Origin of the sequence: Salinivibrio sp. EAGSL (assembly GCF_013366455.1) — a bacterium.
Taxonomy (GTDB): domain Bacteria; phylum Pseudomonadota; class Gammaproteobacteria; order Enterobacterales; family Vibrionaceae; genus Salinivibrio; species Salinivibrio costicola.
Genome location: NZ_JABWMG010000018.1, coordinates 1 through 15,657 on the forward strand (window position 1 = coordinate 1; position 15,657 = coordinate 15,657).

At 49.8% G+C, this 15,657-nt stretch carries 17 protein-coding genes and 1 tRNA gene; 5 read left to right on the plus strand and 13 right to left on the minus strand.

Annotated features, from left to right (window positions below):
* The coding region (locus HLG76_RS14820; protein ID WP_217706568.1) for a hypothetical protein at positions 1–212 on the plus strand (212 nt) is incomplete at its 5' end.
* 121 nt (positions 213–333) lie between these two features.
* Here HLG76_RS14820 and HLG76_RS11555 read toward each other — a convergent pair.
* On the minus strand, positions 334–828 hold the full coding sequence (locus HLG76_RS11555) for a DUF1003 domain-containing protein (RefSeq protein ID WP_021024566.1): 495 nt from the start codon (positions 826–828) through the stop codon (positions 334–336).
* A gap of 126 nt (positions 829–954) precedes the next feature.
* Positions 955–2,337 (minus strand): ATP-dependent RNA helicase DbpA, encoded by a 1,383-nt coding sequence (dbpA, locus tag HLG76_RS11560; protein ID WP_175993689.1) that lies wholly within the window; start codon positions 2,335–2,337, stop codon positions 955–957.
* A gap of 245 nt (positions 2,338–2,582) precedes the next feature.
* Between dbpA and HLG76_RS11565 the strand changes: the two genes are divergently transcribed.
* Positions 2,583–3,014, plus strand: coding sequence for an acyl-CoA thioesterase (locus HLG76_RS11565; RefSeq protein WP_368656358.1), 432 nt, complete (start codon positions 2,583–2,585; stop codon positions 3,012–3,014).
* Between the two features lie 84 nt (positions 3,015–3,098).
* Here the strand turns inward: HLG76_RS11565 and HLG76_RS11570 are convergent, their stop codons facing one another.
* From HLG76_RS11570 to HLG76_RS11580, 3 genes are all read right to left on the minus strand, one after another.
* Positions 3,099–3,398 carry a type II toxin-antitoxin system RelE/ParE family toxin gene (locus HLG76_RS11570; protein ID WP_077676824.1) on the minus strand — a complete coding sequence of 100 codons (300 nt, stop codon included), beginning with the start codon at positions 3,396–3,398 and terminating at the stop codon, positions 3,099–3,101.
* A complete protein-coding gene (locus HLG76_RS11575) occupies positions 3,386–3,643 on the minus strand; it encodes a type II toxin-antitoxin system Phd/YefM family antitoxin (RefSeq protein ID WP_077456206.1) in 258 nt (85 codons plus the stop codon). Before HLG76_RS11575 ends, HLG76_RS11570 begins: the two co-directional genes overlap by 13 nt.
* Before the next feature lie 91 nt (positions 3,644–3,734).
* On the minus strand, positions 3,735–4,259 hold the full coding sequence (locus HLG76_RS11580) for an RES family NAD+ phosphorylase (RefSeq protein ID WP_175993690.1): 525 nt from the start codon (positions 4,257–4,259) through the stop codon (positions 3,735–3,737).
* Between the two features lie 181 nt (positions 4,260–4,440).
* Between HLG76_RS11580 and queC the strand changes: the two genes are divergently transcribed.
* The gene (gene queC / locus HLG76_RS11585) at positions 4,441–5,136 is read left to right on the plus strand and encodes a 7-cyano-7-deazaguanine synthase QueC (protein ID WP_175993691.1); all 696 of its coding nucleotides are present in this window, start codon (positions 4,441–4,443) and stop codon (positions 5,134–5,136) included.
* An 82-nt stretch (positions 5,137–5,218) separates the two neighbouring features.
* Here queC and HLG76_RS11590 read toward each other — a convergent pair whose 3' ends face one another.
* Together HLG76_RS11590 and HLG76_RS11595 are read right to left on the minus strand one after the other, a co-directional pair.
* Positions 5,219–8,368, minus strand: a complete 3,150-nt coding sequence (locus tag HLG76_RS11590) for a multidrug efflux RND transporter permease subunit (RefSeq protein WP_175993692.1) — start codon at positions 8,366–8,368, stop codon at positions 5,219–5,221.
* Positions 8,368–9,489, minus strand: a complete 1,122-nt coding sequence (locus HLG76_RS11595; RefSeq protein WP_175993693.1) for an efflux RND transporter periplasmic adaptor subunit — start codon at positions 9,487–9,489, stop codon at positions 8,368–8,370. The genes HLG76_RS11590 and HLG76_RS11595 overlap by 1 nt, the downstream gene beginning before the upstream one ends.
* A 285-nt stretch (positions 9,490–9,774) precedes the next feature.
* Between HLG76_RS11595 and HLG76_RS11600 the strand changes: the two genes are divergently transcribed.
* Positions 9,775–9,859: transfer RNA gene (locus tag HLG76_RS11600), tRNA-Tyr, on the plus strand.
* Positions 9,860–9,930: 71 nt separating this feature from the next.
* On the opposite strand, the gene HLG76_RS11605 is transcribed toward HLG76_RS11600, so the two are convergent.
* On the minus strand, positions 9,931–10,899 hold the full coding sequence (locus HLG76_RS11605) for a glutathione S-transferase family protein (protein WP_175993694.1): 969 nt from the start codon (positions 10,897–10,899) through the stop codon (positions 9,931–9,933).
* Positions 10,900–11,111: 212 nt separating this feature from the next.
* Between HLG76_RS11605 and HLG76_RS11610 the strand changes: the two genes are divergently transcribed.
* Positions 11,112–11,465, plus strand: coding sequence for a DUF4168 domain-containing protein (locus HLG76_RS11610; RefSeq protein WP_175993695.1), 354 nt, complete (start codon positions 11,112–11,114; stop codon positions 11,463–11,465).
* Positions 11,466–11,517: 52 nt separating this feature from the next.
* Here HLG76_RS11610 and arsJ read toward each other — a convergent pair whose 3' ends face one another.
* The 5 genes from arsJ to HLG76_RS11635 all read right to left on the minus strand — a co-directional run bounded on the left by arsJ (position 11,518) and on the right by HLG76_RS11635 (position 15,624).
* Positions 11,518–12,741 (minus strand): organoarsenical effux MFS transporter ArsJ, encoded by a 1,224-nt coding sequence (gene arsJ / locus HLG76_RS11615; RefSeq protein ID WP_175993696.1) that lies wholly within the window; start codon positions 12,739–12,741, stop codon positions 11,518–11,520.
* 81 nt (positions 12,742–12,822) lie between these two features.
* On the minus strand, positions 12,823–13,830 hold the full coding sequence (locus HLG76_RS11620) for an ArsJ-associated glyceraldehyde-3-phosphate dehydrogenase (RefSeq protein ID WP_175993697.1): 1,008 nt from the start codon (positions 13,828–13,830) through the stop codon (positions 12,823–12,825).
* A gap of 11 nt (positions 13,831–13,841) precedes the next feature.
* Positions 13,842–14,183: a metalloregulator ArsR/SmtB family transcription factor gene (locus tag HLG76_RS11625; RefSeq protein WP_175993724.1), complete on the minus strand. Its 342-nt coding sequence runs from the start codon at positions 14,181–14,183 to the stop codon at positions 13,842–13,844.
* 184 nt (positions 14,184–14,367) lie between these two features.
* Positions 14,368–14,601 (minus strand): thioredoxin family protein, encoded by a 234-nt coding sequence (locus tag HLG76_RS11630; RefSeq protein ID WP_175993698.1) that lies wholly within the window; start codon positions 14,599–14,601, stop codon positions 14,368–14,370.
* 9 nt (positions 14,602–14,610) lie between these two features.
* A complete protein-coding gene (locus HLG76_RS11635; RefSeq protein ID WP_175993699.1) occupies positions 14,611–15,624 on the minus strand; it encodes a permease in 1,014 nt (337 codons plus the stop codon).
* Positions 15,625–15,657 lie beyond the last annotated feature (33 nt).

Genomic DNA, 15,657 nt, shown 5'->3' on the forward strand with positions numbered 1-15,657 from the left:
TCACGATATGGGCCGCGCGCCATCCGACATCGGGGTCAAAATTGGCACCAATCGTAACAGGCGCAGTGCAACTGGCGCCCGTTGACAATGTGCACATACCCATCATCGTGCTGGGGCTTGTGTCACCTACGCCAATGGAATCATCGACGTTAAATATTAACGCCTTGTGGCATCGTCGCCAATGGCACCACCGAAACATAAATTTCGTGTAGATCGGGCAAGCGCCGGGGCGATATTAATCTTGTCACTCGGTGTAGCCGGCGCGCCCGTTGCATGGCGCCTTCGATATTTGAGCCAAACGATTAATAAAACTCACAACAAAGTGTCAACACGCTAGTCCGTATCTCTATCTATTCGCGCCTGCAGGGCATCAAACTTGTCGTGCAGGCGCATTAGCTCGAGCTCGAGTTTTAGGTTGATTTCGTAGGTGGCTTTTTGCTCCATCCTATCTTTTGCCGCTTGGCGGTTTTGCGACATCATGATGATAGGCGCTTGGAAAGCCGCCAGACTGGACAATCCTAGGTTAAGCAAAATAAATGGATAAGGATCAAAAGAAGTGTCCCCCACCAACCAAACCGTATTCACGACAATCCAGCCAATAATGAAAGCGAAGAAAAGTCCGATAAACGACCAAGAACCACCAAATGAGGCAATTTTATCCGCCACCATTTGCCCGGGTGTCAGACTTTCGTGAAAGGACTTGTTAACGTTTTCAGAGACAGACGTATTATTGGCAATGCTTTCAATGACTTTTTTCTCACCTGAACTCAGGCTACCAAACGGCTGGCCGAGCAAGGCTTTTGCTAAATTCTCAAAATACTTTTTCATTTTCCACTCCGTGTAAATACGCGCGACACGAAAAACGGTGTCGTGCGTACCTCTTCAATTAAGCGATTGAAATAGAGTAGGTTAATTTAGCAGCTTAGCAAGCTAATCTATAGCTTACGGTAAAAACTAAACCCGGCGTGCGCGAATGGTGCGGCTTTTCACTTTTCCATCATTCAACTTACGCAACGCGGCTTTAACGCAAGATTGTGACACTGCAATAAACGCCACATTATCGAGCACATTGATTTTACCCACCTGTTTACCGTCAATACCATCTTGACCGGTTAGTGCGCCTAAAATATCGCCCGCGCGTACTTTTTGCTTTTTACCCGAGTCAATCATCAAGGTTGCCATCTCAGGCTGGTAAGGCGCAGTGTCAAGCAAGTGCTGCGACGGCAGGGCTTCGGGGAGAAAATCGCGGTCATACTGATCGCCAATCATCGCCAGCTTATAGTGCTCAGCATCGTTATACAGCGAACACGCCACCCCTTTTTTGCCAGCGCGACCGGTACGGCCGACGCGGTGCACGTGAGTTTGCGGATCGTGGGCGAGTTGATAGTTGATCACCATATCCATGTCATCAATATCTAAGCCTCGCGCGGCGACATCAGTGGCCACCAGCACGGACGCACTTTTGTTGGCAAATTTTACCAAAGTGCGCTCACGGCCACGCTGTTCAATATCGCCATGCAAGGCAACAGCGCTAAAACCATCATCTTCTAAGTTATCGCACACTTGTTGTGTTTGGACTTTGGTCGTACAGAACACCACACAACTTTGCGGCTGAAAGTGCAATAACAGTAGTTTTAACGCTTGGTAACGCTGCCTGTTGTCATCAACTTTATAGACGTGTTGCGAGATTGTACTTTGCGTTTGCACCTCATCCACTTTAACGGAGACAGGGTGGCTCAGCACTCGCTGGGCAATAGCATTGATCGAGCGCGGGAAGGTGGCGCTGAATAATAAGGTTTGGCGATGAGCGGGAACACGCGCAATGATAGCATCCAAGGTATCTTGGAAGCCCATATCCAGCATCTGATCGGCTTCATCCAACACCAAGGTTTCAACATCATCGAGGCGCAATGTACCCTTGCGTAAATGATCGTCGACACGCCCTGGAGTGCCGACAATAATGTGTGCACCATGCTCCAGTGAGCCAATTTGCGGGCCAATCGATACCCCGCCACACAGCGTCAGTACTTTGACATTATGGCGGCCACGCGCCAACTTGCGCATCTCCTCAGCAACTTGCTCGGCCAACTCACGGGTTGGACACAGCACCAAGGATTGCACGCGAAAGCGCTTCACGTTCAGTTTGGCTAACACGCCAAGGCTAAACGCCGCTGTTTTCCCTGAACCTGTCTTTGCTTGAGCAATAATGTCTTTACCATCGAGCACAGACGGCAAGCTCTGCGCCTGAATCGGTGTCATTTCGGTGTAACCCAGCGTCGCTAAGTTATCGAGTAAATCAGCAGGTAACGCGAGCGAGGAAAAAGCGGTATCAGTCAAAGTCGTATCCACAGCAAAAGTAAACAAAGCCGCGCCCAAGCACGGCCAAAAAGGGGACGTATCATACCAGAATCTGGCTGCTGCCACATTAGTCGATTATAGCCACACGCTTTGCTCCCTGCTTTGCCACTTTATTCATTTTGTTACGCAATTGTTAGACCAAGCTCCGTATTTACACTTGCCCAGCTTGTCTTGTCATTGTGCTTGGTGTGCAATCAAGGCACACAATAAAGGAGGATTGTCTTGTGGCAAATATCCCAGTAGAAAACTACCCACTCTCTCATACGCAGGCGATTGTTTGGAACGACATGGACGCCCTGCAACACATCAATAACACCGTGTACTTTCGCTATTTTGAAGATGTGCGCGTGGTGATGCTTGAAAAACTGGAAGTGTTCGAGCTAGCTAAACGACTGCATGTTGGCCCGGTGGTTGGCTCGACGCGCTGCGATTATCGCGCCCCTTTGGTGTATCCAGATACCATCACCACCGTGGCTTGGGTGGAGGATATTCAAGAAAAGCGCTATGCGATGAAGTATGAAATCTACAGTCACAATCAAGAACGCTGTGTGGCCGAAGGCGAGGCTTTGATTGTCTATTGCGATTTTAAAACCGGTAAAAGCTGTCCTATCCCAGCCGAAACGTTCGAAGGGTTAAAAGCCTTTGTGGCGAAATAGTAAGCATAGAGACGAGCACTGCGCGTTGCCTGACGTGACGCGCAGTCAGTAATCAATAGAGAACTTTTAAGTGTAATGACAAATTTAACGCGATAGTAAGAACTTACGTAGATCCTGCTCTGAACGCATAACGAATAAGATAAACACCGTGTCTTCTTCTTGTTTATAGAAAATACGACAAGGGTTCACCACTACCTCTCGGTAATTCAAGTGCGGTAGTTCAGGTGGCACCCGACCAGAATCAGGAAAAAGCACTAACCGCTCCACTGCGGTAAAGGCCGCTTGCACTAGCGCTTTCGCTGCAACCAGATTGTCCAGAGCAATATATTCAGCAACGTCATTCAGATCCGCCAGCGCAGGCTCAGTCCAAACTATTTGAGCCATTTGGACATTTGTTCCTTGGCATCATGGTGACTCAAGAGCTTCTCTTCGGTAATTGCGCGCTCGCCACGCGCGATCCCTTCTAAGATAGCAAGACGACTCTGCATTAATTCGTAATCATCCACACTTAATAAGTACGCTGAAGGCTTACCATGTTCGGTGATCAAAACAGGCTCTTTATTCGCCTTCAATTCAGACAAAATTTTGGTTGCCTGACGCTTCAGTGTGGTCACAAGTTCTACTTTCATCGCTCGCCCGAATAGTGGTATTAAAGTATCAGTATTGTAGCACTTAAGTATCACTGAAAAAGTTTTTTTTGATTCGCCTTATCAGCGACCGTCATTTCAAACTAATCTCTTCAGGCTCGCCCACTCTGGTCACAGTCGGCGCGCCTGGGGCGTTCCAGCGAAACAAGGTGATATGCCAAGTGCTGGGATCTTTTCGCGACGGGTCAATTAAGCCAATTTCATTACCACTTCTCAGCTTATCGGCCACCAACCAACTGGATGGTACTTCGCCATTTGCTAAGGCGGCTTGCCAATCAACGCTGGATAAGGCTTTGTATTGCAGAAGTTCAGGATGACGCAAATCCACCAGCTCACAGAGGTCAACCTGATACCGCACGAGCACGCGTGGCGTCGTGATCTGGCTGGCGTACTTTTGCATGGCCACGCGCGCACTCTCTGCACTCTCAGTCAAATACAGCGCGCTTTCACCCTGACGATTATACCGACCGCTCGGTCTGTCTTTACTTTCTCGCACCAAGGCAGCGTCGATGTGATCAGGGTGACATACTCTGACAAAAATACCCGAGATAGGCGTGCGGCACAGGCAGGGGATAGTTTTCGGTTCAAGTCCGTCCATGACTTGTGAATGTCCTTTATAAATCAATTATCAAGGCGTAGCTTAGCAAACAAAGAGGGTACAAATTGCGTGCTGACTAACGGATTACATCATCGCGTCTGGCTTGCTGTCGATACCACACAGGGGTACCATCCGTGCTCTGTGTAACACTGGGTGAGCAGCACCGCCAGAGGACAAACCGATGAAAAAAGCCGTTGTGGTATTTAGCGGAGGACAGGATTCAACCACCTGTTTGATTCAAGCGCAGGCAGAGTACGACGAAGTGCATTGCCTCACTTTCGACTATAACCAGCGCCACAAACAAGAAATTGATGTTGCCCGTGAGATTGCTGCAAACCGCAACGTCAGTGCGCACAAGGTACTGGATGTTGGTTTGCTCAATGAATTGGCGATTAGCTCGCTCACACGCGACAATATTCCCGTTTCCAACGCGCTGAACGAAAACGGCCTGCCCAATTCCTTTGTGCCGGGACGTAATATCTTGTTTTTGACGTTGGCCGGCATCTACGCCTATCAAATTGGCGCTGAGGCGGTGATCACCGGTGTCTGCGAAACCGACTTTTCTGGCTACCCTGATTGTCGCAATGATTTTATTCAATCAATGCAGCAAGCCCTTGAGCGCGGCATGGACAGAAAACTCGCGCTAGTCACACCACTGATGTGGCTGAATAAAGCCGAGACCTGGGCACTGGCCGATCAGTATCACGCCCTCGATTTTGTACGCGACCACACCCTAACCTGTTATAACGGCATTAAAGGCGTCGGCTGTGGAGAGTGTCCAGCCTGTCACTTACGCCAGCGTGGCTTAGATGAGTACCTCGCCAACCAAGCGGACGTGCAAGCCGCACTGCAGCAAAAACAAGCTAAAAACGCGTAACGGCGCGCACCCAACTGGAGCGACAAGAAATAAAAAACCGCCTCGCAATGAGGCGGTTTTTGTATCGAGTATCAAACAGCGGTTATTTATGCGGCTCATCATGCGGATGGGTATCAAACTCACCATGACTAGCCCGATGCACGGTTTCCACTGCAAGCGCTTTATCCAATTGCTGCGCCACATACTCAGGCGAGTGCGTGTGCACTGAAAGCAAGCGATACATCGCCGGGATCACCAGCAAGGTGACAAAGGTCGCAAAGGCCATGCCGGTGAAGATCACCGTCCCAACCGCGATACGACTTTCGGCTCCCGCCCCGGTTGACAGGATCAGCGGGATCATCCCTGCCAAGGTGGTAAACGCCGTCATCAAAATCGGTCGCAAGCGACGGACTGACGCATCGATAATCGCTTTTTCAAATGCAATACCACGATCACGCAATTGGTTGGCAAACTCCACGATTAAGATACCGTTTTTCGTCACCATCCCAATCAGCATGATCAAACCAATTTGGCTATAGATATTGATCCCTTGGTTGGTCAGCCACAAACCTAAAAAGCCACCTAGCATCCCCATGGGCACCGTCAACATCACTACCAAGGGGTTGATAAAGCTTTCAAATTGCGCCGCTAACACCAAGTACGATACCAAGAGGGCTAAACCAAACACCACCAGCACACTGGTTTGGTTGTCCCGAAAATCTTTCGACTCGCCCGAGTAGCCCACCGAGATATCAGCTGGCAGCGTCTCGGCCGCCGCGGAGTCGAGATAATCGAGTGCTTGGCCGAGCGTCACATCCTCACCTAAGTGCGCCGATAAGGTGATCGATTTTTGCTTGTTGGTATGGCTTAGACGCTGCGCAGAGGCGGTTTCTTCCACCGTGGTTACCGCATCCAGCGAGACCAATTGACCACTACGACTGCGCATATAGATACGACTCAGATCGCTCTTGCTGCTAAACGCATTTTCATCGCCACGGACATACACATCATATTCTTCACCGCGATCCACATAGCTGGTCTGCGCGCGACCACCTAACATGACTTCCAAGGTGTCGGAGACGTCCCGTACCGAAATGCCAAGTTCAGACGCACGACGGCGGTCTACTTTGACGACTAGCTCAGGCGTATTTTGGCTGTAGTCATAGTCCGGGCTATCAATCATGCCCGCATCACGACTCATTTCACCTAAGGTCTCAGCCCAGCGATGCAACTCAGGGTAGTCTGGGCCGCTGAGTACAAATTGCACCGGCTCAGAGCTTCGACCGCCAAAACCAGGGGCAAACGGGAACACTTGCACATCTGGCACGCCATTCAGTACCTGACGCACTTCCCCGAGAATGGCTTGTGCTGAACGGTCGCGCTCATCCCAATCGGGTAAAAGCATGATCACAAAGCCAGTTTGGTCGCCGGCGCGCCCCCCAAAGGCAGGCGTTTGCAAACTCACTGAGCTTAACGTGCCTGCTTCTACCAGTGGCATTAAGCGCTGTTCGATTTGCTCAATGTTGCCCACCATGCGGTTATATGCCGTCCCTTCAGCGCCTTTCACAAAGGCTAACAGTACACCACGGTCTTCTTGCGGCACCAACTGAGACGGTAAAGATTGCATTAACGCCCCACTGCCACCAAGGCAAAGTAGAATTACTACTGGGGCCATCCAACGCCAGCGCAGCACCTGCACTAAAGCGCGCCGATAATAACTTTCAAGCCGCTCAAACCCACGTGTCACAATGCGGTTAACCGGACTGGATGACACATTTAATCGCAGCAACTTACTGCCCAGCACGGGCGTCAGCGTCAGAGCAATCAAGGATGAACACAACACGGTCACGGCCAGCATCACCGCAAATTCTGTGAATAGCTTGCCTATCATGCCGTCCATATAGGTGATGGGTAAGAACACCATCACCAGTACCGCCGTGGTCGCAATCACCGCAAAGCCCACCTCCCGTGCGCCACGGTAAGCGGCTACCAACGGCTTATCGCCTTGCTGTAAATGGTGGAAGATATTTTCCACCACCACGATGGCATCATCCACCACTAACCCAATCGCTAAGATCAGCGCCATCAAGGTGAGAAGGTTAATCGAGAATCCCAGTGCCGAGGCGACGATAAAGGCCGAAATCAATGACACGGGCACGGTCACCGCGGGAATCAGTGTCGCGCGGGCTTGGCCAATAAAGATATACAAGACTAATACCACCAACGCGCCAGTCACAAAGAGCGTGCTGTACACCTCTTCAATCGAGCGCTCGATAAATATGGTGGTATCATAGTCGACCCAAAGGCGTGTACCTTCAGGGAGAAATGCCTGCATCTCATCTACGAGCTTGTGGGCACGCTCAGAGATATCGAGCGGATTGGCATCGGATTGTGGGATCAATGCTAAGCTAAGGTTGTTGATACCATTATTTTTATAGGTGGCATCTTCATTACGTGAGCCAATGGCGACGTCCGCCACATCCGACAAATAAATCGCCGTTCCATCGGCCGTGGTACGGATCACCAGCTGGTTAAAATCTTCCGCATTACGATATAAACGATCGCTACGCACCGGCATGGTCATCACGTCATTACGGATTTCCCCGCCCGGGCTTTCTAGGTTTTCCTCCCGCAATGCATCGAGAATATCTTGGGTCGTGATCCCATGTCCTGCCATCTGGGTGGGGTCCAGTTTGACATACATCACTTTATACAGCGCGCCGTATAAGTCGACCGAGCTCACCCCAGAAATCAAACTGAATCTGTCTTCCAGGGTGCGCTGAGCGTACTCGGTAAGCTGGTTGCGATCCATTTCCGATGACGCTAGGTTGATGTATATCGCTGCTTCACCGGTGCCGTTATCTTTATACACAATCGGATCATTGGCATCATCGGGCAGTCCACCTTGCGCACGCGCCACCGCATCGCGCACATCACTCACGCCTTCAGTCAGTGGATGATCGAGGTTAAATTCCACCGTGATACGCGATGAGCCATTACGACTGACTGACGTAATTTCATCAATACCGCTAATGCCGGACAGCTCATCTTCAATCAACTGTGTGACTTGGCTTTCCATAATGCTTGCCGACGCGCCCGAATATCCGGTGTAAATACTCACCACAGGGCTATCAATATCCGGCATCTCACGCACAGAGAGCGTCGAAAAAGACACAGCACCAAACACACATAGCAGTAAACTCAAAACCACCGCCATCACCGGCCGCTTCACCGACACATCAGATAACCACATTAGCTGGCCTCCGTCTCAGGTGCGGTCTCATCGACACGGCTTTGATCATCAGCTTGATGTTTAGGCGCTTCTGCATTTAACACTGATACTTGTGCGCCATCGCGCATGTTCACCAAGCCTTGTATGACGATGTTTTGCCCCGGTTCAAGTCCTTTACTTACTACCACTTGGTTATCAATGCGTGCACCGAGGGTAATTTCGGTACGATGGGCGATACCTTCATCATCAACACGAAACACATAGCGACGGGTGCCGGAATACTGCAGCGCTTGCACCGGGACAATCACCGCTTGCTGTTGTGGTAAGGCCAATTTTGCTTCCATCAGCATACCAGGTTGCAGTTGGCTTTCAGGGTTATCCAACGCGACCCGGACACCAACAGATAACGCGTCTTGATTGATACGAGAGTCCACGACCCGAACCTCACCATTGAACGTTTTGTCCGGCCAAGCTTGGGAGGTCACTACCACCGGCATATCAGGATATAAGCGGCTGAAATACTGCTCTGGGACTTGAATATCCAGATTCATACGCGACAGATTATCGAGACTGAACAAGGTTTCACCGATGTCCACACGCTGACCGACGCTAAGATCAAACAAACCGATACGCCCGGAAAATGGCGCGGTTAGGCGATGATCATCTAAATCAGATTGCGCCGACTGCAGACGGGCTTTGGCAATGTTGACGCTGGCTTGTTGTGCTTCTAGTTCGGTTTGCGTCAATGCGCCACGTTGCGCCAACTTATTGTATTCTTTAAGTTTACGCATCTCATCATTCAGATATGCCGACGCTTCCAGCACAGCCGCTTGGGCTTTGGCGCGGTTAAATGTCACCAAAGGTGCGCCCTTTTCAACCGTTTCCCCCGGCTGCACATGGACCGCTTCAATCCGTGCTGACACTTCCGATTCAATACTGATCTGTTGATGAGCTTTGATGTTTCCCACTAACGACAGAGACGGTGAAACAGACTGGGTTTCTACCGGCGCGGTCATCACATCCACAGCGCGAGCGCTGGGTGGTGGCGCTGATGTCTCACCGTTAGATGACGCCGAGTCACCAAACTGCCAGTACGCGATCCCCGCCAACACAGCGACGCCCAATAGCATCCATTTTTTCATTGCATGACACCTTATTATTTGAATAGCACCAGTGTACTGATCTACGTTTTTTTGTCCTTAAAGAATTGTAAAGACGTTGTTTTTTATCGTTATTACATCCAAATTCGAGATTTAGCTACATAGCACTCAGACTGTGAAAACGCAGGCAGGTTTCAAAAAGCGATAAAAACGACGCTTATCGCTGATTTTGGCCGCAAGACGTTGAAAAAAACACCAACCGCATTCTGAGATTAAGAAAACCCTTTACAGATCCAGTCGGTTTGGTAAGATTCGCCTCAATCGCGTGGTGGAGTTCCCGAGCGGTCAAAGGGATCAGACTGTAAATCTGACGGCTCAGCCTTCGAAGGTTCGAATCCTTCCTCCACCACCATTATTTAAAGGGCCAGCATTTGCTGGCCCTTGCTCGTTCTATCAAACGACATGCACTAAACGACATATTCATTATCTACTCAAGGCCGCTCGGCCATGCGGTGACCACAAATCTTGCTCTGGACCTTTAGGTACGATCCGTGTCGGATTGATGTTGCCATGGCTGTAGTAATAGTGGGTTTTGATATGGTGCATATCGACCGTTCCTGCCACGCCTGGCACTTGAAATAACTCTTTCATATAGCAGAACAAATTGCAGTAGTCGGCGATACGTTGTTTGTTACATTTAAAGTGACCCACGTACACAGGATCAAAGCGGATTAAAGTGGTAAATAATCGCCAGTCTGCTTCTGTGATCTGATTCCCAGCCAGATAGCGGTTGCGACTCAGATGATCGTCCAACACCGTCAACGCACTGAATAGCTTATCAAAAGCGTCTTCATAAGCCGCTTGTTCGGTGGCAAAGCCACATTTATACACGCCGTTATTCACGTTCGGATAAACAAATTCATTCCACTGATCGACCGCTGCACGCAGGTTTTCTGGGTAATAATCGTCATCATTCCCCGTAATGGCATTAAAGGCCGAATTAAACATCCGAATGATATCGGCCGATTCATTACTGACAATGGTCTGGGTTTGCTTATCCCACAAAATCGGCACAGTGACCCGACCCGTGTAGTCAGGCTTGGCTTTGGTGTACAACTGGTGCGCGTAGTCAAAGCCATATAAGGGCTCGGGCTCTGAGAATGTCCAGCCATGCTCCAGCATTTCGGGCGCAACAACAGTCACGCCGATATGGGATTCAAGCCCTTTCAGATGACGCATAATCAAGGTGCGATGTGCCCACGGGCAAGCGAGAGACACATAGAGATGATAACGATCAGACGCTGCTTTAAAACCCGCATCCCCGCTTGGGCCGGCTTCACCGCTCGCGGTTATCCAATGTCGGAATCCAGCATCTTCACGAACAAAACGCCCGCCTGATGCTTTGGTGTCATACCATACATCGTGCCAAATACCGTCAATCAGTTTTCCCATAGGTCCTCCTTTCTTTCTGAGCACAGTATATGAAGCATCGACGGTAATGTCGGTAGACCCGATTGTTGGAGTTATTCGAAAAAGCTGAGCAATGGCTCTGACATTGAGAATGTCATGATTTTGTTAGAACTTTCTTAATCGCCTTTTTCGCGTTTGACCTTCATTCACTATGTCCTCTACTGTGAACAGCGATGAATAAAAGGAGAAAATTGATGAAACGTATATTAGCGACCCTATCTTTTGCGTTTGTTGTTGCAGCCAGTCTGCCAAGTTTCGCTGCCAATGAGACAACCGAAATGTCAGCAGAACAGCTGACTGACCAAGTGGTGAGCAGCTACGCAGAAGCGGCTGAACAGGTTGTTTCAATATCTAAAGACTATCAAAGTAAGCTCGAGAGCATCAGTGATGAAGAGCAAGCTAAAGCACTGATGGCGGAGACGCAGAAAGAAATGGCACAAGCGATTGAAGCAACTGGCTTATCCATCGAAGAATATAACAATGTCTTTCGTCAAGCACGTGAAGATAAAGAACTACAAAAGAAGATCAGCAACATGATCAATGAGTAGGCATAGTCTGAAATAAGGGCAAGTGTATTCTCTTGCCCTTGTTGCTCTTCGTTTAGGCTTGAGCCGCTGATATGTGCGATTGAGGCAACCACAGTGAAATCACCGTGGTGATCAGTAAAAATACAAACGACACCCAAAGACACGCGGCGAGTCCCCATACTTGGAACACCCAACCGGATAACACGGTGCCAATTAAGCGTCCCATCGCGTTAGCCATGTAATAAAAGCCCACATCCAGGGACACACCATCACCTTTGGCGTAGCTGACAATCAAGTAGGAATGCAGTGAAGAGTTAATCGCAAATATCGCTCCAAACACCATAAGCCCGACGATAATCACCCCTTGCGGATGCCACTGCTCACCAATCGCGTAAGCAATAACACCCGTCACCACGGCTAATAAACCTGCCCAACCTAACGCCGCTTTACCGCCCGGCGAATGGCCAGCTTGGCGCCCGGTAATTTTCGGCGCAATCCCTTGCACCACGCCGTAACCAATCACCCATAGTGCAAGAAAGCCACCGACCATACTATGGCTCCAACCAAATGTGGTGCCAAGATAAATTGGCAAGGCCACCACAAACCACACATCTCGCGCGCCGAAAAGGAACATCCGTGCCGCTGAGAGAATATTGACGCTGCGCGACTTGGAAAATATTTCCGAAAACTTTGGCTGACTTTTGGCTTTCCCCAAATCGGCATGGAGCGATACCAGACTGCCGATAAACACCAAGACCAATACACCCGCCATGGCTGCCACCGCGTATTGAAAGCCAATCCATGAGAGCAATGCGCCACCGACAAAAAAGCCCACACCTTTGAGTGCGTTCTTCGAGCCAGTGAGGATCGCAATCCACTTAAACAGCGCTCCTTGTGCGTCTTCGGGCACTAGGGTTTTGATCGCACTTTTGGCACTCATTTTATTAAGATCTTTCGCAATCCCAGACAAGGCTTGAGCCGCCATCACCCAGGGAATGGTAAGCCAAACGGCTGGCACCGCTAACATGGCGAGCGCCACAATTTGCATGCCTAGGCCAATATTCATGGTGCGGTTAAGCCCTAATCGAGCCCCTAACCAGCCTCCGACCAGGTTAGTCACCACGCCAAAAAATTCGTAAAACAAAAATAGCGACGCGATTTCTAAGGTGCCATAGCCTAAATCATAAAAATACAGCACCACCAACATACGCAGTGCGCCGTCGGTGATGGTAAAATTCCAATAGTTAAAGGTGACCAGCATGTACTGGCGCACGGATTGGCTTAATTGAGCAAACATAGTGGCTGTCTAATTAGGTTTAATAAGAGCGGTAAATAAAGGCGATGCTCTGTATGCACCGCCACCGTTAAAAAGCATCACTTACTGATCGACTAAGCCAACGTTGCGTACCAGCTCGGCGGTACGCGTGGCATACCCCATCTCGTTGTCATACCATGCATAGATTTTGACCATACGCTTGCCCACTACCATGGTGGATAAACCATCGACAATGGTGGAGCGCTGATCGCCACGGTAATCAATCGAGACTAACGGACGCGCCTCAAAGCCAAGAATGCCTTTAAGCTCAACGTCCGCGGCCTCTTGCAACAGTGCATTCACCTCATCAGCAGTGGTATCGGTTTCCACATCAAAAATCACATCCGTTAGCGACGCATTGGCGAGGGGGACACGCACCGCGTGGCCATTAATCTTACCTTTTAGATCCGGGAAAATTTCTACGATGGCGGTCGCCGATCCTGTGGTGGTCGGGATCAAGCTCATGCCGCACGCGCGAGCACGACGTAAGTCTTTATGCGGCGCATCTAAAATCGTTTGAGTATTGGTTAAATCATGAATGGTAGTGAAGGTCGACTGCGCAATCCCCAGCTTTTCATGGATCACTTTCACAATCGGAGCCAAGCAGTTGGTGGTGCACGACGCTGCGGTAACGATTCGATGTTTGCTGGGATCAAATATCGCGTCATTCACTCCCACCACGATATTCGCCACACGCTCATCTTTGACTGGCGCAGAGACAACCACACGCTTTACGCCTTGGTCCAAGTATTTTTGCAGCAAATCCGCGTCACGGTGTTTTCCCGTTGCTTCAATCACCACATCGCAGCCTGACCAGTCGACGGCATCAATCGCTTTTTCTTGGCTTGTCGTCAGTGTTTGACCGTTAATCTGCACGCGGTTGCCTTCTGCACTCACCGCGTGATGCCAACGCCCTTGTACCGAATCAAACTCCAGCAAATGCGCCAGTGTTTCCGTATCTCCCGCCACGTCATTAATGTGGACAAATTCGAGCTCTGGCCAGTCAAATGCAGCTCGTAATGCCAAACGGCCGATACGGCCAAACCCATTAATCCCGACTTTAATTGTCATAACTCTCTCCTTTATACGCAGCAAGTTGGGCGTGACGCCATCTTGGCAAGCCGCGTGATATCGTCTTGATAAGTGTCTTTTAGGCAGTTGGAATCAACTAAGCCTTGAATTTGTTTGCGCATCCAGCCCGGTAAATCGTCGGCGAGACGATAAAACACCCATTGCCCTTGGCGCGTATCAATCAACACACCACTGGCACGAAGCTGCGCCAAGTGGCGTGAAATCTTCGGCTGAGAGGTATCTAGCGCTTCAGTAAGTTCGCACACACATAACTGTCCTTCACGAGCAATGAGCAGCAAACACCGCACGCGTGTTTCATCGGCCAATAATTTGAAAAACTGGTGAGGCAACATATCCTTTCTCACACTCTTCACTAAATGAACATATGGATATGCGTATATTATTACTAACGTATAAAAATGCAAGCAATCGGAGAAAGCTGTCATAAAAATTTAATCGTGGTTGTCTGGGAACCAAAAAAAGCAGCCCGTGGGATGGACTGCTTGGGGACGTCTCAATATATTGACTTTTATTAGACTAGAGCAACCATTGTTTAATCGTCTCGTTACTGGGCACGCCGCCAGCATGGACCACTTGCTCATCCATCACCACCGCCGGTGTCGACATCACACCATAAGCCATCATGGTTTCAAGATCGGTGATTTTTTCGACGGAGACGTCAACCCGCTGCTCTGACGCGATATCTTCAATCTGTTTGGCCGTATTCGTGCAATTGGTACAGCCTGATCCAAGGACTTTAAATTGTTTCATTGTTTTCTCCTAAAATTGCCAAAAAGGTAAATTAAAGACCCACCCTGTCACCGTGAACCCAGTCAGTAAAAGCGCAAACAGGATCGCGAGTAGGCGCCACTGCATCACCTGCTTTAGCATCACAAACTCTGGTACACTGGCTGCGACAGTGCTCATACAAAACGCTAGCGTGGTGCCCAATGGCAAGCCGTTGCGAAGCAAACTTTCCATGATGGGGATAACACCTGTTGCGTTCGAATACAGCGGGATCCCGATAAACACCGAGGCGGGCACCGACCACCACTGCCCCGCCCCTAAGTGAGATTCGATCCAGCCATCTGGCACAAAACCGTGCAATGCCGCACCAATACCCACACCAATAAACACCCATTTCCAAATGCGCCCAACAATGTCTTTCATTTCTTGTTTGGCGAACTGATGGCGGGCATTCAGTGAGATCGCCGATGCACTCGACGGTGATGCTGGGGTTGATGAAGTGGTCGGTGAAGCGGGTTGTGCTTGCGCCTTTTCCATCGCATTCGCCGCAAATGGCTGTAACCAGCGCTGTGCGCCGATGGCATCTAAAAACCAGCCACTAACGATGCCAATGGTGATCCCCAATGCCACATATGCAAGCGTAAATTCCCATCCCAAAAGACTAAATAACAACAAAATGGCCACTTCGTTAATTAGCGGCGAAGTGATGAGAAAGGCCATAGTGATCCCAAGCGGGATCCCTGCCGAGGTAAAGCCAAGAAAAACCGGAATACTCGAACACGAGCAAAAAGGCGTGATTGCGCCGAAAAAGCTTCCCGAGGCATAACCAAAGAAACGCTTTTTGCCCGCTAAATAATCACGGACACGCTCAACCTTGAGCGACGCGCGCAACAGCGCAATGACATAAATCATCACGACCAATAGCGCGAGGATTTTGGTGGTGTCTTCAATAAAAAAGTGAATCGCCTCACCCAATTGCGTATCCGGTGATAGCCCGATAAGTTGGTAAGCGAGCCAATCGGCAAAATAGGTAAAAACGTCAAACATACTGCGTCCTCTTATCGTGTGTTACACGCCGAT

What these genes read in the sequence shown, in the direction of transcription:
- HLG76_RS11555 (WP_021024566.1), bottom strand. Translation starts at nt 828, where the DNA reads ATGAAAAAGTATTTTGAGAATTTAGCAAAAGCCTTGCTCGGCCAGCCG.
- HLG76_RS11570 (WP_077676824.1), bottom strand. Translation starts at nt 3,398, where the DNA reads ATGGCTCAAATAGTTTGGACTGAGCCTGCGCTGGCGGATCTGAATGAC.
- HLG76_RS11575 (WP_077456206.1), bottom strand. Translation starts at nt 3,643, where the DNA reads ATGAAAGTAGAACTTGTGACCACACTGAAGCGTCAGGCAACCAAAATT.
- HLG76_RS11580 (WP_175993690.1), bottom strand. Translation starts at nt 4,259, where the DNA reads ATGGACGGACTTGAACCGAAAACTATCCCCTGCCTGTGCCGCACGCCT.
- queC (WP_175993691.1), top strand. Translation starts at nt 4,441, where the DNA reads ATGAAAAAAGCCGTTGTGGTATTTAGCGGAGGACAGGATTCAACCACC.
- HLG76_RS11590 (WP_175993692.1), bottom strand. Translation starts at nt 8,368, where the DNA reads ATGTGGTTATCTGATGTGTCGGTGAAGCGGCCGGTGATGGCGGTGGTT.
- HLG76_RS11595 (WP_175993693.1), bottom strand. Translation starts at nt 9,489, where the DNA reads ATGAAAAAATGGATGCTATTGGGCGTCGCTGTGTTGGCGGGGATCGCG.
- HLG76_RS11605 (WP_175993694.1), bottom strand. Translation starts at nt 10,899, where the DNA reads ATGGGAAAACTGATTGACGGTATTTGGCACGATGTATGGTATGACACC.
- HLG76_RS11610 (WP_175993695.1), top strand. Translation starts at nt 11,112, where the DNA reads ATGAAACGTATATTAGCGACCCTATCTTTTGCGTTTGTTGTTGCAGCC.
- arsJ (WP_175993696.1), bottom strand. Translation starts at nt 12,741, where the DNA reads ATGTTTGCTCAATTAAGCCAATCCGTGCGCCAGTACATGCTGGTCACC.
- HLG76_RS11620 (WP_175993697.1), bottom strand. Translation starts at nt 13,830, where the DNA reads ATGACAATTAAAGTCGGGATTAATGGGTTTGGCCGTATCGGCCGTTTG.
- HLG76_RS11625 (WP_175993724.1), bottom strand. Translation starts at nt 14,183, where the DNA reads ATGTTGCCTCACCAGTTTTTCAAATTATTGGCCGATGAAACACGCGTG.
- HLG76_RS11630 (WP_175993698.1), bottom strand. Translation starts at nt 14,601, where the DNA reads ATGAAACAATTTAAAGTCCTTGGATCAGGCTGTACCAATTGCACGAAT.
- HLG76_RS11635 (WP_175993699.1), bottom strand. Translation starts at nt 15,624, where the DNA reads ATGTTTGACGTTTTTACCTATTTTGCCGATTGGCTCGCTTACCAACTT.